Origin of the sequence: Xanthobacter sp. AM11, assembly GCF_047444035.1 — a bacterium.
Lineage (GTDB): Bacteria > Pseudomonadota > Alphaproteobacteria > Rhizobiales > Xanthobacteraceae > Xanthobacter.
On sequence record NZ_JBLAOA010000001.1, the window covers coordinates 1,464,882 to 1,482,634 of the forward strand.

Genomic DNA, 17,753 nt, shown 5'->3' on the forward strand with positions numbered 1-17,753 from the left:
CGTCAGCGTTGATCCATCGTGAAGTTCCCCATCGCTTCAGCGATCCGGGGCGGAATCTCAGATGCCAGTTCCGTCACACAGGCAGCCATAGATCTGGCCCATCCGTCTACAATAAAACGGAAGCAGGAAGTCTTCGGAAAAGAGGAGGAGATAATAATGAAGTCGCTGGAGCCGACGACCGAGCTGCGATACTTTAAGGGCGACGCATTTGAGGTTCACCTGAAGGCACTTCACGCCCCAGCTCAAAGCCATGGTGCCTTTCCGCAAGTCGAACCAGGCTCGGCTGTCCATGGCGGCATCCGCGTCGATCGGGATGTCGCGGTGGCGATGCGCGACGGCGCCACGATCTATGTCGACATTTATCGGCCGGACGGGGTTCAGGACATCCCGGCGATCGTCGCTTGGAGTCCCTACGGCAAGCGCATCGGCTATGCGGCGCCCTTGACTGTGCCAGGGGTTCCTGCTGGCACACTCTCTTCCGGAACCAAACTTGAGGGACCAGATCCCGACTACTGGTGCAGGCGGGGCTATGCTGTCGTCAACCCCGATGCCCGCGGCGCGGGCTATTCCCAAGGTGTATTGCAGATTTTGTCCAACCAGGAAGGACGGGATGCTGCCGACTTGGTCGAATGGCTCGCCGCACAGAGCTGGTGCAACGGCCGGATCGGAATGGCGGGGAATTCCTGGCTGGCGATGTCGCAATGGATGACTGCGGCGGAGCGGCCAAAACACCTCGCCTGCATTGCTCCCTGGGAAGGCGCGACCGACCTTTACCGTCAGCTGTTCTACCAGGGCGGCATACAGGAGATCGGCTTCTCCCGGTTCCTTGCATCGTTCCTTGTGGGCGCGGGCATGGGCGAGGATATTGCCGCCAATTTTGACGCACATCCTTTCTACGACGCCTATTGGCGCGAAAAGGTCGCGGACCTGAAGCAAATCGAGGTTCCGGCCTACATCACGGCGGGCTGGAGCCACTTTCACCTGTTGGGCTCGATCGATGCATTCCGCCGGATTGGCTCTGATGCAAAGTGGTTGCGCATTCACCGTGAATTCGAATGGCCAGACTTCTATGCACCGGAAAACCTAAATGATCTTTGCCGGTTCTTTGATCGATATCTGAAAGGCCACCATAATGGCTGGGAATTGACGCCACGTGTTCGCATCGACGTTATGGACCGCGGTGACCGTGATCACGCGCTCCGGCGTGCGGAGTTGGACTTTCCGCTTCCGGACACTCGGTATCGGAAGTTGTTTCTTGATGCCTCGAACGCAACCCTGACGGAAGTCGCGCCGACCTCGCCCACGAAAATGATGTATGACGCTGTGGCGGGCCAGGCGAATTTTGACTTCGTGTTCGACTGCGACACTGAGTTGACCGGATATTTTAAAATCCGCCTTTGGGTTGAGGCGCTTGAGGCGGACGATCTTGACCTGTTTGTCGCCGTCCAGAAGGCAGATGCTGCGGGCAACGTGGTCCCGACCTTTGTCATCGGCCAGCCGCATCCAGGAGCGCCGGGCCTGCTCCGCGCCTCGCATCGGAAGCTCGACGAACAGCGCAGCACGGATATTGAGCCCGTGCACCTCCACGTGGAGCAGCAAATGCTTTTGCCTGGAGAAATCGTACCGGTTGAGATCGCGATCTGGCCCACCAGCCGTTTGTGGCGCGCCGGCGAACGGCTGCGCATCGCCATCTCGGGCCATTACCTGAGAGAACCGGGCTGGTTCGAGCCATTCGCCTGGGATCTGCGAAACACGGGCAACCATGTAATCCATACGGGTGGGGAATACGACTCATATCTGCTCATTCCGGAGATAAAGCACCCGAGATCAGTCGTTCCAGGAAGATCCATTACGTCCGATACGCTACACGCGCTTCACCCGCACGACTAGAGCACGCGCCGATCAGCTTGCATCACAAACTGATCGGATCACGCGTTCTCTATACTTAAGTGAGAGGGCGATTCATCGATCAAATTGATTCAATTTTATCAGATCGAACCGCAAACCCGGTTCCATCTGTTCGGTGAATCGCCCTCTCACTTATTGAATAGAGGCGGATCCGGCTCTAATGGCTAGCGAGCCTTGCACAGGTCTGTTGATTTCGGCTGGATCGCAGCCGAGCTGATTGCTCATTTCAATAAGCTCCGAAGGGCAGCGTCCAGGTGATGCCCGCGAACAAAAATGAAGGAGGAAACATGAAAGACGAAATCGTAGACTCACATGAAAGCATTGACATCGCATTTCGGCAAAGCGCATCTCTGTCTGAACCACGTGTGCGCTATCAGGGATTTAACCCTCACGAGAAAGTGCTAAAAGCCGGGACCGTCATGCGCGAGGGCGCTCGGGCGCTCACCTGCGACATTCTTTTTCAACGCGATGTGCCCGTTCAGCTTCGCGATGGTGTGACGATCTATACGGACGTATTGCGCCCGGTCGATGCTCACAACATTCCGGCGATTATCGCGTGGAGTCCTTACGGCAAGAACGTCGGAAATCAGCATCTCGACGACTTCCCCTTCCGCATGGGGGTGGCGCTCGGGGCGGTCAGTGAGCTCAATAAATGGGAAGCACCGGATCCGGCAGTGTGGTGCGCGCGTGGATACGCCGTCATCAATCCGGATGCGCGCGGCACCTACACGTCCGATGGAGATGCGCATTGCTGGAGTGCGCAAGAAGGGCGTGACGGGGCGGACCTGGTGGATTGGGCGGGGACGCAGTCCTGGTGCAACGGAAAGGTGGGGTGTGCCGGGAATTCTTGGCTGGCGGCGGCGCAATGGTTTATTGCAGCTGAACGCCCACGCCATCTGGCAGCTATCGCGCCGTGGGAAGGATTGGACGACGTCTATCGAAACGTCGTTTGCATGGGCGGCATCCCCGATCCCGGGTTCATGGACTGGTTGATCGAATTGACGGCCGGTCGCAACCAGATCGAAGACATCGTCGAGATGCTAGCGCGCTACCCGCTCTTCAACGCCTATTGGGAAGAGCACGCCGCGAAGATCGAGGAGATCGCGGTTCCGGCTTATGTGGTCGGAAGTTGGTCGAATTTGCTGCATTGCCAAGGTACGTTCGACGCATACGACCGGTTGCGCTCGCCGAAATGGCTGCGGGTTCACGATCTGCAGGAATGGCCGGACTTCTATGATCCGCAGAACGACGCCGATCTCGCCCGCTTCTTCGATTATTACCTGAAGGGCACGGACAACGGCTGGGATGCGACGCCGAGGGTGCGCATGCCGATCTATACAGTTGGCCCTGACAATATTACGTTGCTCAATCGGGCCGAAGCGGCATTTCCATTGGCGCGAACCCGGAATCTAAAATTGCATCTCGACGCGGCGTCGCGCGGACTGCAGGCCACCCACCCGGCTGCTTCGTCGCAAGTAGAATATTCCGCGGTCGAGGGCGAGCGCGTCGTATTCGCCTATCACGTAGAGGAAACGCTGGAGTGGGTCGGCTTCTCTGAGTTGGTGCTTTGGGTTGAGGCGAAGGACGCCGACGATCTCGACATCTATGTCAGGATCAAGAAACTCGGGGCTGATGGCGAACCGTTCTGCGCGCCCAATTTACCTCTCGATGCCCCCCATTTGCGTCAGAACCGCGGCGAGATCGAGATGCTCACGCATACGCCGTTCCGAAATATCATTTTTTACGAGGGGCCTTGGGGTCGACTGAGGGCGTCGCATCGCGCACTCGACGAGGCGAGGTCGACCGTGGGCCGGCCGGTGCATCACCATCGCAGTCGCGCACCGCTCGCTCCCGGCGAAGTTGTCCAGGTGCGCATTCCCCTTACACCGACGGGCATGCAACTGCAGCGCGGTGAGACACTTGAAGTCATTGTCGAAACCGAAAACACTCTGCGGTTGCCCCTTGGCAACTTGTCGACGCAGAGCATCCGAGCTGGGGCCAATGTGATTCATACCGGCGGGCCATATGAAAGTTATTTACTTATCCCCCGCGTGGATCAGTCGTCCCGGCCTGATCGTATGGGGTGAAGTGGTCGAAGACTACTCTGAATCTTGTAAGAGCCGCCCTTGTGCCCGTTTTGCGCAAGTATATGAGAGCACAATCGAGAAGGAAATCGGTTCATTACATAGGCGCGGCAGGCGTTCATAAGCAGCGATGGAGTTGAGCGTTGTTGATCCGCCGCCTATGTGCCCGCCTCCTAATATGGCGAGCATCTGCCGCTGTATCGGCAGCCCCAGATTTATGGACGCCAGGGCATCGCGCTCGACTGCTCGACCCTGGCGGACTGGGTTCGGCGTGCGGCCTTCCTGTTGCGGCCTATGCACGAGCGGATGCTGGCGGTGCTGAGTAAGCGTAAGCATCTGGCGAAGCTTGCGATTACCCACAAGTCCGACCTTGGTGGAGTTCGACTCCGGTTTGAATGTCGATGAGCCTTCTCCAGCCGCGCCAAAGGACCGTGTTGAGGTGGTCCCCGAAAATCGGACAGGGAGTTAAGCTTGGTTCGGCCTGACGGAAGGACGAGCCCGATGACCGGGAAGAGGAAGCGATATTCAGCTGAGTTCAAGGCGAAGGTGGCCCTGGAGGCGCTTCGCGGGGAGCAGACGGTGGCGCAGCTGGCGGCGAAGCATGGCCTCCACCAGACCATGATCAACGCCTGGAAGAAGCAGGCCGTCGAGGGGATGGCCACGGTGTTCTCCGGCAAGGCGGAAGCCGCCGACGCCGCCCGCGAGGGCGAGATCGACCAGCTCCATGCCAAGATCGGCCAACTGGTGGTGGAACGGGATTTTTTGCGTCGGGCCTCCGGTCGCTGAGCGTGGGGGCGAGACGCGACATGATCGAACCGGATCACCCTCAGTTGCCGATCACGCGCCAGTGCGCCCTGGTCGGCATCAGCCGGTCGGCCTTCTACGGCGGCCCGCGGACCGAAGGCCCCGAGACCCTCGCCGTCATGCGAGAGATCGACGGCCAGTTCCTCGAGACGCCCTGGTACGGCTCGCGGCAGATGGTCCGCCATCTGCGCCGGCAGGGACATGAGGTCGGGCGCAAGCGCGTGCGGCGCCTCATGGCCCGCATGGGGCTGGCCGCCATCTACCAGCGGCCGAAGACCACAGTGCGGCACCCGCAGCACCGCGTGTTCCCCTATCTCCTGCGGAACATGGCGATCGACAGGCCTGACCAGGTCTGGTGCGCCGACATCACCTACATCCCGATGCGGCGTGGCTTCCTGTACCTGGTCGCCATCATGGACTGGCACAGCCGGAGGGTTCTGTCCTGGCGGCTGTCCAACACCATGGAGGCCGACTTCTGCATCGAGGCATTGGAGGAGGCCTTGTCCCGGTTCGGGCGGCCGGGCATCTTCAACACCGACCAGGGCAGTCAGTTCACCAGCCCGCGGTTCACCCAGGTGCTGCTGGACGCCGGCGTGCGGATCTCCATGGATGGCCGCGGCCGGTGGATGGACAACGTGTTCATCGAGCGCCTCTGGCGGTCGCTGAAATACGAGTGCATCTACCTCAACGCCTTCGAGACCGGCTCCGAGGCCCGGGCCGGCATCGGCAGGTGGGTCAGTTACTATAACCGCGCGAGGCCCCACTCGGCCCTCGGCGGCAGAACGCCGGAGGAGGTCCACACGGCCTGCGACGGCATCAACAAGGCGGCGTGACACACACCAGAACCAAGCTTAGCGAAGCCGCCAATCTGTCCGCCAAACCGGGACCACCTCAGTGTTGCCCGGCGGGGGATAGGAGTTTCTGGCAAGGTAGCCGCCGAGGCGAGCAAGTTTTGTGATGTAGAACTGAAGTGTATGCGGCCCTGTGCCTCGGTTGCCCGCGTCGGGAACGAGGCGATCGAGAATGGCGGTTTCCGATGGCGTCAGAGCCGTCGAAGGATCGGCGTCGGGCTCCGCGCGGGCGATCATGGTCATCCACAGCACCCGCCAGCTGACGATGCAGAAGAGCGCCAGAAGGTTGGCGAGGCGATCGGCGGTGCGCAGCTTGGCGTCCTCGGCACGGCAACCCGATTTGAGAACCTTGTGGAAGACCTCTATCTTCCAGCGCATGGTGTACCAGCGGAGCTTCTCGACGGCATCATCGAGAGACGCGACCTCGATGTCCGTGACTAGCTTCCAGAGAATGGGCTTGCGGCCCTTCGGGCGTGCCGATCTCGGCCGCCTGGATCAGCGTCAGGTCAAGGCGTGGATAGCGCTTCTGCTTGCCGATGGGCGGACGGACCCGGATCCGCTTCGTGCGGATGTCGAACCTGATGCGTTCGACCGTGTCGCCATCGGTGCGCACATCGATCGCGTGCTCGCCTGCGCTGGCGGCGTCGAGCATCTCGGCCGCCACCGTGTGGTCGCCGGCGCCGGCAAGCCGGTCGACGACGGTGCGCACGACGAAGTGCGTGCCGAGTTCATGAACAAGACAATAGAGTCCGCTACAAGGCACTGGCCGGACGTAACGCGGGCAGCCTGGCGTTCTGCTGGGCGCATGTGCGGCGGCGCTTCTACGAGATCGCCCTGGCCGGTCCCGCGCCGATCGCCAGTGAGGCCCCCAAGCGCATCCGAGCTCTATCACGTCGAAATCTCGATCCGTGGCCGGACCCCGGATGAGCGTCGGGCCGCCCGCCAGGAGAAGAGCAAGCCGATCATCGAGGCCCTCGAGCCGTGGCTGCGGGCGAAGCCGGCGCTGATCAGCCAGAAGGCCAAGCTCGCCAAAGCGATCTGCTACGCGCTCTCGCGCTGGGAGGGGCTGATCCTGTTCCTCGACGACGGCCGCGTCGAGCTGGACAACAACATTGTCGAGCACTCGATCCGGCCCCGGGCCCTGACCCGGAAGAATGCCCTCTTCGCTGGCTCCGACGGAGGTGCCGAACACTGGGCAGCCATCGCCTCGCTCGTCGAGACCTGCAAGCTCAACGGAATCGATCCTCAGGCCTACCTCGCGGACGTGATCACCCGCATCGTCAACGGTCACCTCAACAGCCGCATCGACGACCACATGCCATGGGCAGACCCGGCACAACTCGCACTCAGCAACGTGGCCTGAAGACAACGTTTGCCGAAGCTCAGGCGGGCGGGCCCCCAGGAAGGCCGCATCGCGCGAACTGGCATGGCATGGGGGCTGCTGCCTCATGACCCGCCGCCATCGCAGACGGTATACTATTATCTGCGCCGCTGGCAGCGCGAGGGCGTCTGAGAGCGCTTCCATCACACTCTCGCCATGGCCGATCGCGAGCGCAGCGGCAGGGTCAGTTCAACCTCGTCGACTCAGCCATATTTACTTTACAAAAATATAATTATGAAAGTTTTTCTGTGCTGATTGATGGAGGTGCGGCAAAAATACTTTTCACCGCAAATTTTCGTCGTCATGATCGATGTATTTGCAACTTCTATCGCGGTCGGAGTGTATACCCCTCGCCGGTCGCGACTTGAAGCTCACGCAGCCATTCGCGGATGGAGCGAGGTTGCAGGCCGAATATCCGGCGGATTGACCTGCTGAAATGGCTTGAATCGGGATAGCCTAAATCCAGGGCCACATGGGTGAGGCTGCCGGGGCGGTTCGCATAGTCTAGAAAGCGGCGCGCTTGTTTCCAGCTCCGGCACGCGCGGAATGAGATGCCTGCATTTTCTTTGAAAATGTGAAGAAAGCGGGAAGTGGAGAGCCCCGACATCTGCGCGCACTCGTCCGCAGTCAGCATCTCGCTTCTGACATTCTCGCACATGATGTCGAATACCTGCTGCAGACGTGTGTCGACGGGGCGCATGGGAAAGCTGCGCCTGAAAAAATGCCTGTCGAAGTCCTCCGCCGAGAACCCATTGAAGCCGGAGACCCTCTTAATCTCGCGGTGGGCATCCCGCAAATACGCGGCGAGCCGCGCGCCGCGGACGGGATCGCTGATCTCCTCGAACAGAAATTGCATGTCTGCGGGGGCAATGGTCTCGGTTTCGATGCAGATTTTGATGATCCGCCCAGAGCGGGCATGGATGTGGTGTTCGGTGAACGGCTTGAGGGCAAAAATATTGCGTTCAGTCCAAGATTGACCGTTGGCCGCAATATCAAAATCCGCGTAGGGCGCAACGTAGACAACAAAAGCACCCATGCTCCGCGGTTTCTTTGGGGTTGCGTAAATTCCACTGTAACATAGGCGCTGGCGCCCGATGAGCATCGCATTGTCATGATTGTTGATATGCATGGGCATCTTCCTCTCCGCAGGCGGTCCCGTGCTCCCTCTCGGAGGCCGATAGTCATTTTATGTTGATCTTGTACTTGGCGCTCGTTGCTTCCCGGATGTGTTCGTGGATCGCGATCTCCGCCGCCGCTCCATTTCCCGCGGGAATGGCTTCGGCGATCCGCCGGTAGTTGGCGAAACGCTTGGCATTGGCGAGGGCATAGACGCGGCGGATTAGGTGGGCCTGAAGCCCTGGTATGATCCTGCGAAGCTCCTTGTTCTCCGAAAGCACCGTGATTGCGTGGTAGAACTTGTTGCGCGCCTTGATCCCCTCGAAGTCATTGAGCGCGTCTTTGTGCTCTTCTAGCTTCTCCCATGATGCGCGCAATTTTGTCCGGTTGTCGCTGTGCCCGATCCGCTCGGCGCAGAGCCGAGCGGCGAGCCCTACGGACATTTCCAGTACCGCGATCACATCATCGCTCTCCGCCTCCGTCAGCTTGCGAATCTGCGCGCCACGATAGGGCAGGACCTCAATGATGCCGACCGCCTCCAGCCGCCGGATCGCCTCCCGGACCGTGCTCCGGCCTACCGCGAATTCAGCCACGAGATCGGCCTCAACCAAGCGCTGCCCCGGCACGTACCGACCCTCGTAAAGGCCGCGCACCACCGCGTGGACCAGCTTCTCCGATGCATTGAAGGCCTTCCCGCCCTCGGTTTCCATGCGGGAAGAGGCCATCTGCCGTGAGTCCTTCATCGACTTTGGATCACAAATTTCCTCAGCTTGGGGCCGACGATGGTGTCTTCATGCAATGCTGGCAAGCGAAATCATCAGACGAAATCAATTGCAAGCTGGATGCGGTGCATCATCCGATGCAGCTAGTCAGCGCAAGATGATGGACGGGATCACTCCTATTGAGCGTCCTCGTGAGAAACGAGGACCCTATGATGCTCGACCGCGCCACGCTGGTCCGGGATGGAGAGATCGCCGTCCTGCGGATCGACAATCCGCCGGTGAACGCCCTGTCCATCGACACTATCAGCCATATGGTCCGTGCGTTCGATGCCTTCGAGGCGGATGCCTCGTTCACCGCGCTGGTCATCGCTTGCGCGGGGCGCACCTTCGTCTCCGGCGGCGACATCGGCGCCTTCGCGGATGAGGCGTTCACCGCAAAGTCCTTCAATGCGCTGCTCGATCGCATCGAGGCGAGCTCCCGCCCGGTCGTTGCCGCTCTGTTCGGCACGGTGCTGGGCGGCGGGCTCGAGCTGGCGCTGGCGTGCCATCTGCGCGTGGCGGCGCCCACCACCCGGCTCGGCTTTCCGGAAGTTTCGCTCGGTCTTGTCCCCGGGTCGCTTGGCACGCAGCGCCTGCCCCGGCTCGCGGGATTGAAGGCGGCCTACCGGCTGATCTCGTCCGGGGTGCCGATATCCGCCGGCGAGGCGGGGGCCATTGGTCTTGTTGATCAGATCGCGGACGAGGTCTCGGCGGCCAGCCGGGAGGCTGCGCTGGCGCTGGTTGCGGAGGCCGGCGCCCTGCGCAGGGCCAGCACCCTCGCAGTGCCTGACGCGCAGGATCTGGCTGCGGTGCTGAAGATGGCGGGGGAGGAGGCGGCGCTGCGCCCTCACCTTCCGGCGCTCGCGGGCATCGCCCGTTGCCTGGAAGCCGCCGTACGCCTCCCTTTCGCCGAAGGGGAGAAAGTGGAAGCTGAGACCTTCAGCGCGCTGCTGAAGAGCCCTCAGTCGCGCGCGCTGCGCCACCTCTTCTTTGCCGAGCGTGCGGCACAGCGCATTCCAGACCTGCCATCCGACACCGCGCTCCGCCCAGTCAGGAAAGTCGGCATTGTTGGCGTCGGCACAATGGGCGGCGGCATCGCCATGGCCTTTGCCGATGCGGGCGTCCCCGTCACCCTGGTCGAGACGTCGCAGGAAGCGCTCGACCGCGGCGCCGGCCTCATCGCAAAGAATTATGCCGCTTCGGTGAAGCGCGGAAAGCTCACGGACGCAGAGGCCGAACGCCGCCGCGCCCGCATGACCGGCAGCACCGATTTCGCCGCGCTTGCGGACGTGGACGTGGTGGTGGAAGCCGTCTTCGAGGACATGCAGCTGAAGCTCGACGTGGCCGAAAAGCTCGGGCGCGTGTGCAAGTCGGGCGCCATCATCGCCACCAACACGTCCACTTTGGACGTGGATCTGATCGCGGCGGCGAGCGGCCGGCCGGCCGACGTTGTCGGCACCCACTTCTTCAGCCCCGCCCACATCATGCGGCTCCTGGAGATCGTGCGCGGCGCGCAGACGGCGGCGGACACGCTCGCTACCGTCATGAAGCTCGCCCGCACCATCGGGAAGACCGCGGTGGTGAGCGGGGTGTGCTACGGCTTCATCGGCAACCGCATGGCTGAGGTCTACGGCCGCGAGAGCGAGGTCCTGCAGCTTGAGGGGGCCACGCCGGCGCAGATCGACGGCGTGGCCGAATCGCCCCGATGGCTCGGCATGGCCATGGGGCCGAGCCGGATGCTGGACATGGCGGGCGTGGATGTGGGCGCCCGCACCGTGATCGAATGGATCGCCTCCGGAGCGGGTCCCAAAGATCCGGCTTACCGCGCCATGTGCCGCACGCTCTTCGCCAGCGGCGACTACGGGCAGAAGACTGGCAAGGGCTACTATCAATATGACGGCCGGCGGGCGGTTCCGTGCGACGACACGGTCGCCCTCGCTACGCAACTCGCCCAGACGCACGGGATCGCACGGCGCGACACCATCGGCGAGCGGGAGATCTTCGAGCGCCTGCTCTACCCGATGGTGAATGAGGCGGCGCAGATTCTGGACGAAGGCATCGCCTACCGGCCAGGTGACATCGACGTGGTATGGACCGCCGGCTACGGCTTCCCCAACTGGCGGGGTGGCCCGGTCTTCATGGCCGACGAGATCGGCCTTCCAGCCATCGTCGAGCGCCTCGACCATTATGCGCAGACGCTGGGCAATGCGCACGGCTACTGGAGCGTGGCGCCGCTGCTGCGCCAGCTCGCCGCCGAGGGGCGCCGCCTGACGGATTGGCAGCGCAGCTGAGCGCTGCCCAAGGTTTTCCCCTTCATCGTGTCGGCAGTCTGCCGGCAAAAGTCTCTTCAGACAGGAGCTTCCATGAAAGAAGCCGTCATCGTCAGCACCGCCCGGACCGGCATCGGCAAGGCCTATCGCGGCAGCTTGAACGCCACCAAGTCGCCCAGCATGGGCGGGCACGCGCTGAAGCACGCGGTGCTGCGCGCCGGCGTCGCGCCGGAGGAGATTGAGGATGTGGTGTTCGGCACAGTCCTGTCGGCGGGAACGGCGGGCATGAATGTGGCGCGCAACATCGTGCTCGCCGCCGGTCTTCCGGTGAAGGTACCGGCGCAGACCATGGACCGCCAGTGCGCCTCGGGCCTCATGGCCATCGCCACTGCAGCCAAGCAGATCGTGGTGGACGGCATGGCGGTGGTCGGCGCCGGCGGGCAGGACAATGTCTCCGCCGTCCAGGATCGGTATTTCGCGTGGGTGCAGGAGGAGACGGACCCGGGGGTGGTGGCTCACGCGCCGCATGCCTACATGCCCATGCTCAAGACAGCGGAGTTCGTCGCGCAGAAGTACGGGATCAGCCGCGCGCAGCAGGACGCCTATGCGCTGGAGAGCCAGAAGCGCACCGCCGCGGCCCAGGCGGCCGGTCTGTTCAGCAACGAGATCGTGCCCTTTGAGACGGTGATGCACGTGACGGACAAGGCCACCGGCGCCGTCTCCGCCGTTGCGGTGACCCTCGACCGCGACGAGGGCAACCGGCCCGGCACGACCCTTCAGGGCCTGGGAGAACTCTCCGCGGTCATCGCGGGGGGCTCTGTCACGGCGGGCAATGCCTCGCAGCTTTCCGACGGCGCCTCGGCCTGCATCCTGATGGAAGCCGGGCTCGCCGAGCGGCGCGGGCTTCAGCCGCTGGGGATCTATCGCGGAATGGCGGTGGCGGGCTGCGCCCCGGAGGAGATGGGCATCGGCCCGGTCTTTGCCATCCCTAAGCTGCTGAAACAGCACGGCCTCAAGGTCGATGACATCGGCCTGTGGGAGCTGAACGAGGCGTTCGCCGTGCAAGCGCTCTATTGCCGCGACCGTCTCGGCATCGATCCCGCGCGCTACAATGTGAACGGTGGCGGCATTTCCATCGGCCATCCCTACGGCATGAGCGGGGCACGCCTGGTCGGCCATGCCTTGCTGGAAGGACGGCGGAGGGGGGAACGCTTCGCGGTGGTGACCATGTGCACCGGCGGCGGCATGGGCGCCGCGGCCCTCTTCGAGATTCACCACTGAGCCCGCTTGAGGCACGGCGGCTCCTTCCTCGGACCTGATCGTGTCGGAATGGCACTTCCCGCCTGGACCTCCCTTCAGGTGTGGATGCTGGGCCGGGCGTTTTGGCGCGCCCGGCCCCTTTTGTCGACAGGTCCCTCGCCGGTCTCGGGTCGCGCAGCACATGGGCGCAAGACCGTTGCGCTGCCGCCCTCTACTGAGGACCGGCTGACGGATACCCAAGCATAAGGGAAACCGAGGACACACTATGGAAGTCATCGCCCGCGGCGATCTCGATTTTCTGCTCTATCACTGGCTGCGCGCCGATGAGCTCGGCGCGCTCGGCAAGTTCAGGGGACAAGGCAAGGCGGACTGGACCGCCTTCCTCGATCTCGCGGAGAAGCTCGCGATCCAGGAGTTTCTGCCCTGCTACAAGATCGCCGACCGCGACGAGCCGCGACTGCAGCAGGACGCCAGCGTGAAGGTGCAGAAGGATCTCGCCGAAGCCGTGCGGGCCTATCTTTCCGCCGGGCTGCACCTTGCCTCGGTGGATGAGGCGCACGGCGGCATGCAACTGCCCTTCCTCATGACCACGGCGGCGATGGCGCAGATCATGGCGGCCAACATCGCCGGCTCTGGCTTCCTGATGCTGTCCATCGCCAATGCGCGGGTGATCTGCGATTTCGGCACGCCGCGCCAGGTGGAACTGTTCGCGGGCCCGCAGCACGCGGGCCGTAGCCTCGGCACCATGTGTCTGTCGGAGCCCGATGTCGGCTCCTCCCTCGGCGACATCACAACGCGCGCGGTTGCTGACGGCACGGACGCCATCGGGGAGCGCTACCGCATCTTCGGCCGGAAGATGTGGATCTCTGCCGGCGACCAGGACGTCACCGAGACCACCATGCACCTTGTCCTCGCCAAGGTGGCCGACGCCGAGGGACGGCTGCCGGCGGGGACCAAGGGCATCTCCCTCTTCATCGTGCCGAAGCACCTGCCGGACGAGTTGCCGGGGAACAACCGTCGCAACGACGTGGAGGTGGCCGGGCTGAATCACAAGATGGGCTATCGCGGCACGCCCAACTGCATGCTGAACTTCGGCGAAGGCGCACGGCATCGTCCTCTGGGGGAGGCGGGCGCTATCGGCTATCTCATCGGTGCGGCGGGGCAGGGACTGCCCATCATGTTCCAGATGATGAACGAGGCGCGCATCAATGTCGGCCTGGGCGCGGCGGCGCTGGCTTATCGCGGCTACCTCCTCGCCTGCGCCTACGCCGCCGAGCGCGTTCAGGGCCGTGCGCTGGAGGACAAGAAGGCGCCGCGCCCCGTCCCCATCCTGCGCCACCCCGACGTCAAGCGGATGCTGCTGGCGCAGAAGGTGATCGCGGAGGGCAGCCTCGCGCTTTGCCTTTACTCGGCGCGCCTCTGCGATCTTGCTGGGGCGGCAGAAGACCCGGAACGGCGCGTGTGGGCGCAATCCCTGCTCGACATCCTCACCCCGGTCACCAAGTCCTGGCCGTCGGAGCAGGGCCTCCTGGCCAACCATCTCGCCATCCAGATCCACGGCGGTTACGGCTATACGCGCGACTTCGACGTGGAGCAGATCTACCGGGACAACCGGCTCAATCCCATCCATGAGGGCACCACCGGCATCCAGGCTATCGACCTCCTCGGCCGCAAAATCCTGAACGACGGGCTGAAATCCTTTGGCCTGCTGATGGGGGAGATGCGCGCCGCGGCCAACGCGGCCCGCGCGCTGCCTGAGCTTGCCGGGATGTGTGATGAGCTCGATGCCGCGCGCTTGGCCGTCGAAGGGACGGTGCAAGGCTTTGCCACGGAGGCAGATGCCCCTTCCGCCCTCGCCGAGGCCACGCCGTTTCTGGATGCCTTCGGCCATCTGGTCATCGCCTGGCTGTGGCTGGACATGGCGCGTGTGGCGCTCTCATTCGCCCATGCGCCGGCGACCCCCGGCGTTGATCCGGATCTCGTCGCAGGAAAGCTCTGGGCCTGCCGCTACTTCTACGCAGTGGAGGTGCCGAAGATCCGCGCGTTCCTGGCTCCCATCGCGAGCCGCGCGGGGATCTTCCGGGCGGTTCCCGAAGCGGTCTTCCGGCATGCGTGAACGGACTTAAGCAATCGCCCGGCCCCGCGCGCAGCAGGTCCGCGCAAGTTTAAGCGGACCCTGGATGCCAAAATGGAGCTGTCGACTGAGCCGCCGACGCAGTCCGCCAAGATCCAGAAGAGCGGCGACGAAGAGGACACTCGGTCTTCTTCCAGAACAAGAATAAGCAGCCAGGAGGAAGCTCATGATCAAAAGAGGTTCGATCCACGGTCCCGCGGCTCTGGCCGCAGCCCTGTTGCTGGCGACGGCGGCGCAGGCCCAGATCAGCGACAACATGGTGAAGATCGGCGTGCTCAACGACATGTCGGGCCTTTATGCCGACGTGACGGGCATGTCCACGGTCGAGGCCGTGCGCATGGCCATCGAGGACTTCGGCGGCAAGGTCAAGGGCGTGCCGATCGAGCTGATCTATGCCGACCACCAGAACAAGCCCGATGTCGGCGTTTCCATCGCCCGCAAGTGGATCGACGTCGACAAGGTGGACGTGATCGTGGATGTTCCCGGCTCTTCCATCGCCCTTGGCGTGCAGGAGATCACCCGTGAGGCCAACCGGGTGTTCATCAACACCGGGTCCGGCTCAACGGCCTTGTCTGGCGCCAAGTGCTCGCCCACCGCCGTGCAATGGACCTACGATACTTATGCGCTGGCGCAGGGCATCGGTGCCGCCGGTGTACAGAAGCTCGGCGACACCTGGTTTTTCCTGACGGTCGACTATTCGTTCGGTCAGGCGATGGAGAAGGACATTGCGGCAGTCGTCACGGCAAACGGCGGCAAAGTCCTCGGCAGCGCGCGCCATCCGCTGAACGCGGGGGATTTCTCGTCTTTCCTGCTGAAGGCGCAGTCCTCGGGTGCCAAGGTGGTGGCGTTCGCCAATGCGAGCACCGACGCGGTCAATGCGGTCAAGCAGGCCCAGGAGTTCGGCTTGCCCCAGTCCGGACAGGTCATCGCCGCGCCGCTGATGCTCATCACCGACGTGCATGCCTTGGGTCTCAAGAGCGCCCAGGGGCTGATGGTCGTCGATGCCTTCAATCCGGAGCGCGACGAGGACAGCCGCGCCTTCGCCAAACGGTACATGGAGCGGACGAAACGGATGCCGTCGATGGTGCAGGCCGCCGCCTATTCCGCAGTCAGCCACTATCTGAAGGCGATCCAGACCACCGGCACCGACGAGGCCAAGACGGTGATCGCACGCATGCGGGAGGTGCCCGTGAACGACGCCTTCGCCAAGGGCGCGCGCCTTCGTCCCGACGGCCGGCTGGAACACGACATGTACCTCATGCGCGTGAAGGCGCCCGCCGAATCCAAGCACGAATGGGATCTGACGACGGTGGTGGCCACGATCCCCGCATCGCAGGCCACCCGGCCGTTGGCGGAAAGCGACTGCCCGCTGCTGAAAGACAAGTAACAATCTGGATCGAAGGCATATCGTGATGGCGCAGCCTTCCATTCCCACACCCAGGTCAATTCCGCCCGCGGATCTCGCGGCTCCTGCTGCAGGAGGACACTCATGATCGAGAAGGGAGGGATGGCTCCCAGGGCGAATTCTCGTCTGTCTGCCGAAACGCCATGGCTCGCGTTCTACGAGAACCATGTGCCGGCTCGAATCGAGCCGAAGAATCGCGACATGCTCTCGGTGTTCAAGGACGCCGTCGCCCGCAACCCGGAAGGGGCGGCTCTCATCTATTTCGACCAGACGGTGAGCTATTCCCGGCTCGACGCCGACAGCGATGCGCTTGCGGTCTGGTTGCGGCACCGCGGTATCGGCCGGGGCGATCGTGTACAGGTAGTGGCCCAGAACATTCCGGCGTTCCCGCTCGTCTGCATCGCGGCCTGGAAGGTCGGTGCGGTCCCGGTGCCCGGCAATCCCATGTACCGTGCGCCCGAGCTCGCGCGGATCTTCAAGGATGCCGATCCCGCGGCCGTCCTGTGCCAGGACGCCGAGGCGGCGGAGGTGGCCGCCGGGCTCGCCGCCGCCGGGCTGGCCGGCGTCCCCTTGATCGTCGCCTCGCCGCGTGACGGAGTTGACGCCTCCGACACGCTCCTGCCGCCTTCGCCTCTGGAGACACCGGGCGAGAAGCTGGCCGATATCGTTCTGCGACATCGCGGCGCCGCGCCCGAGCCCATTGCCATCGCGCCTGACGATCTGGGCCTCATCCTTTACACGTCCGGAACCACCGGCGTGCCCAAGGGCGCGATGCTGACGCATTCAAATTTGGCGTTCAGCGCCGAGGTGGCGCGCCTGTGGTTCTCGCTCGGCGAGGGCGACCGCATTCTGGGGATCGCCCCCTTCTTCCACATCACCGGACTGATCTGCCATATCGCGGTCGCAATGCGCGCGGGCTGCACGGTCGTGATGAACTATCGGTTCGAGCCGAAAGCCGCGCTGGCAATCATCCGGGCTCAGCGGCCGACATTCACGATCGGCGCGATCACCGCCTTCAACGCCTTGATGAACCTGCCTGAGGCAGGCAGCGCGGACATGGCGAGCCTCACCAAGGTCTGGTCGGGCGGCGCGCCAATTCCCCCCTCGCTCCGGGATGCCATTCGAGAGCGGCTCGGCTTCACCGTCCACAATGCCTATGGCATGAGCGAATTGACCTCGCCCGCGGTTCTGACCCCATACGGTGCGGAAGCTCCTGTGCGCGAGGGTGTCTTGTCGCTCGGTGTTCCGGTCCCCTCGACCGATATCCGGATCGTCGACGAGGCCGGCGCGGAGCAGCCCGTCGGGGTTGCCGGTGAACTCCTGTTCCGGGGCCCCCAGACGATGGCGGGCTATTGGCGCAAGCCTGAGGAAAACGCCATCGTGCTGGCAGGCGGCTGGATGCATACGGGCGACATCGGCTTCCGCGACGAGAGGGGATGGATCTACCTCGTCGACCGGAAGAAGGACGTCATCATCGCGAGCGGCTTCAAGGTGTGGCCGCGCGAAGTGGAGGACGTGCTCTACGCCCACCCCGCCGTGCGCGAGGCCGCCGTGGTGGGCGTTCCCGATGCCTATCGCGGCGAGACGGTAAAGGCCTGCGTGTCGCTGGTGACGGGGGGCAAGATCACTGAGCAGGAGATCTCCACCTTCTGCCGCGAGCGGCTTGCCGCATACAAGGTCCCGCGCCTGATCTCGATCATGGACGATCTGCCCAAGACCATCACCGGCAAGATCCGGCGCGTAGCTTTACGCGAGAGTGGGGAGAGCTGACGACATTAT

The 17,753-nt window shown here is 63.4% G+C and carries 13 protein-coding genes and 2 pseudogenes; 11 read left to right on the forward strand and 4 right to left on the reverse strand.

The features are described 5' to 3' along the window. Positions 1-156: 156 nt before the first annotated feature. The 4 genes and pseudogenes from ACI7BZ_RS06840 (at position 157) to ACI7BZ_RS06855 (ending at position 5,629) form a co-directional block, all read left to right on the forward strand. Positions 157-1,890: a CocE/NonD family hydrolase gene (locus tag ACI7BZ_RS06840; protein ID WP_414116434.1), complete on the forward strand. Its 1,734-nt coding sequence runs from the start codon at positions 157-159 to the stop codon at positions 1,888-1,890. Between the two features lie 305 nt (positions 1,891-2,195). Beyond that, positions 2,196-3,995: a CocE/NonD family hydrolase gene (locus tag ACI7BZ_RS06845; protein WP_414116435.1), complete on the forward strand. Its 1,800-nt coding sequence runs from the start codon at positions 2,196-2,198 to the stop codon at positions 3,993-3,995. A 174-nt stretch (positions 3,996-4,169) separates the two neighbouring features. Further along, positions 4,170-4,319 (forward strand): annotated as a pseudogene (locus tag ACI7BZ_RS06850) (IS66 family transposase); the annotation flags it as partial. Positions 4,320-4,493: 174 nt separating this feature from the next. Beyond that, positions 4,494-5,629 (forward strand): IS3 family transposase gene (locus tag ACI7BZ_RS06855; protein ID WP_414116353.1). Its coding sequence is split into 2 segments (ribosomal slippage): positions 4,494-4,749 and positions 4,749-5,629, totalling 1,137 coding nucleotides; the frame shifts between segments, so codons are not numbered across the junction. A gap of 18 nt (positions 5,630-5,647) precedes the next feature. Here the strand turns inward: ACI7BZ_RS06855 and ACI7BZ_RS06860 are convergent. Both ACI7BZ_RS06860 and ACI7BZ_RS06865 read right to left on the reverse strand, forming a co-directional pair. Beyond that, positions 5,648-6,025 carry a hypothetical protein gene (locus tag ACI7BZ_RS06860; RefSeq protein WP_414116436.1) on the reverse strand — a complete coding sequence of 126 codons (378 nt, stop codon included), beginning with the start codon at positions 6,023-6,025 and terminating at the stop codon, positions 5,648-5,650. Between the two features lie 28 nt (positions 6,026-6,053). Beyond that, positions 6,054-6,356, reverse strand: coding sequence for a hypothetical protein (locus ACI7BZ_RS06865; protein ID WP_414116437.1), 303 nt, complete (start codon positions 6,354-6,356; stop codon positions 6,054-6,056). A gap of 44 nt (positions 6,357-6,400) precedes the next feature. Between ACI7BZ_RS06865 and tnpC the strand changes: the two are divergent. Then, positions 6,401-7,010 (forward strand): annotated as a pseudogene (tnpC, locus tag ACI7BZ_RS06870) (IS66 family transposase); the annotation flags it as partial. 9 nt (positions 7,011-7,019) lie between these two features. Continuing rightward, on the forward strand, positions 7,020-7,160 hold the full coding sequence (locus ACI7BZ_RS06875; protein ID WP_414116438.1) for a transposase: 141 nt from the start codon (positions 7,020-7,022) through the stop codon (positions 7,158-7,160). Between the two features lie 193 nt (positions 7,161-7,353). Here the strand turns inward: ACI7BZ_RS06875 and ACI7BZ_RS06880 are convergent, their stop codons facing one another. Together ACI7BZ_RS06880 and ACI7BZ_RS06885 are read right to left on the reverse strand one after the other, a co-directional pair. Further along, positions 7,354-8,163 carry a helix-turn-helix transcriptional regulator gene (locus tag ACI7BZ_RS06880; RefSeq protein ID WP_414116439.1) on the reverse strand — a complete coding sequence of 270 codons (810 nt, stop codon included), beginning with the start codon at positions 8,161-8,163 and terminating at the stop codon, positions 7,354-7,356. A 46-nt stretch (positions 8,164-8,209) separates the two neighbouring features. Continuing rightward, positions 8,210-8,869, reverse strand: coding sequence for a GntR family transcriptional regulator (locus tag ACI7BZ_RS06885; protein ID WP_414116440.1), 660 nt, complete (start codon positions 8,867-8,869; stop codon positions 8,210-8,212). 206 nt (positions 8,870-9,075) lie between these two features. Between ACI7BZ_RS06885 and ACI7BZ_RS06890 the strand changes: the two genes are divergently transcribed. From ACI7BZ_RS06890 to ACI7BZ_RS06910, 5 genes are all read left to right on the forward strand, one after another. Continuing rightward, entirely contained in the window at positions 9,076-11,196 is a 2,121-nt protein-coding gene (locus ACI7BZ_RS06890; protein WP_414116441.1) for a 3-hydroxyacyl-CoA dehydrogenase NAD-binding domain-containing protein, read from the forward strand. Positions 11,197-11,268: 72 nt separating this feature from the next. Further along, positions 11,269-12,456 (forward strand): acetyl-CoA C-acyltransferase, encoded by a 1,188-nt coding sequence (locus ACI7BZ_RS06895; protein ID WP_414116442.1) that lies wholly within the window; start codon positions 11,269-11,271, stop codon positions 12,454-12,456. A gap of 244 nt (positions 12,457-12,700) precedes the next feature. Further along, positions 12,701-14,551: an acyl-CoA dehydrogenase family protein gene (locus tag ACI7BZ_RS06900; RefSeq protein WP_414116443.1), complete on the forward strand. Its 1,851-nt coding sequence runs from the start codon at positions 12,701-12,703 to the stop codon at positions 14,549-14,551. Positions 14,552-14,735: 184 nt separating this feature from the next. Next, positions 14,736-15,956: an ABC transporter substrate-binding protein gene (locus tag ACI7BZ_RS06905; protein ID WP_414116444.1), complete on the forward strand. Its 1,221-nt coding sequence runs from the start codon at positions 14,736-14,738 to the stop codon at positions 15,954-15,956. Between the two features lie 102 nt (positions 15,957-16,058). After that, complete coding sequence (locus ACI7BZ_RS06910) at positions 16,059-17,744, forward strand: class I adenylate-forming enzyme family protein (RefSeq protein ID WP_414116445.1); 1,686 nt, start codon at positions 16,059-16,061, stop codon at positions 17,742-17,744. Positions 17,745-17,753: the final 9 nt, after the last annotated feature.

Bases quoted from the DNA above. Each gene is read 5' to 3' on its own strand.
- ACI7BZ_RS06900 (WP_414116443.1), top strand. From the start codon at position 12,701: ATGGAAGTCATCGCCCGCGGCGATCTCGATTTTCTGCTCTATCACTGG.
- ACI7BZ_RS06885 (WP_414116440.1), bottom strand. From the start codon at position 8,869: ATGGCCTCTTCCCGCATGGAAACCGAGGGCGGGAAGGCCTTCAATGCA.
- ACI7BZ_RS06880 (WP_414116439.1), bottom strand. From the start codon at position 8,163: ATGCCCATGCATATCAACAATCATGACAATGCGATGCTCATCGGGCGC.
- ACI7BZ_RS06845 (WP_414116435.1), top strand. From the start codon at position 2,196: ATGAAAGACGAAATCGTAGACTCACATGAAAGCATTGACATCGCATTT.
- ACI7BZ_RS06840 (WP_414116434.1), top strand. From the start codon at position 157: ATGAAGTCGCTGGAGCCGACGACCGAGCTGCGATACTTTAAGGGCGAC.
- ACI7BZ_RS06890 (WP_414116441.1), top strand. From the start codon at position 9,076: ATGATGCTCGACCGCGCCACGCTGGTCCGGGATGGAGAGATCGCCGTC.
- ACI7BZ_RS06905 (WP_414116444.1), top strand. From the start codon at position 14,736: ATGATCAAAAGAGGTTCGATCCACGGTCCCGCGGCTCTGGCCGCAGCC.
- ACI7BZ_RS06910 (WP_414116445.1), top strand. From the start codon at position 16,059: ATGATCGAGAAGGGAGGGATGGCTCCCAGGGCGAATTCTCGTCTGTCT.
- ACI7BZ_RS06860 (WP_414116436.1), bottom strand. From the start codon at position 6,025: ATGCGCTGGAAGATAGAGGTCTTCCACAAGGTTCTCAAATCGGGTTGC.
- ACI7BZ_RS06895 (WP_414116442.1), top strand. From the start codon at position 11,269: ATGAAAGAAGCCGTCATCGTCAGCACCGCCCGGACCGGCATCGGCAAG.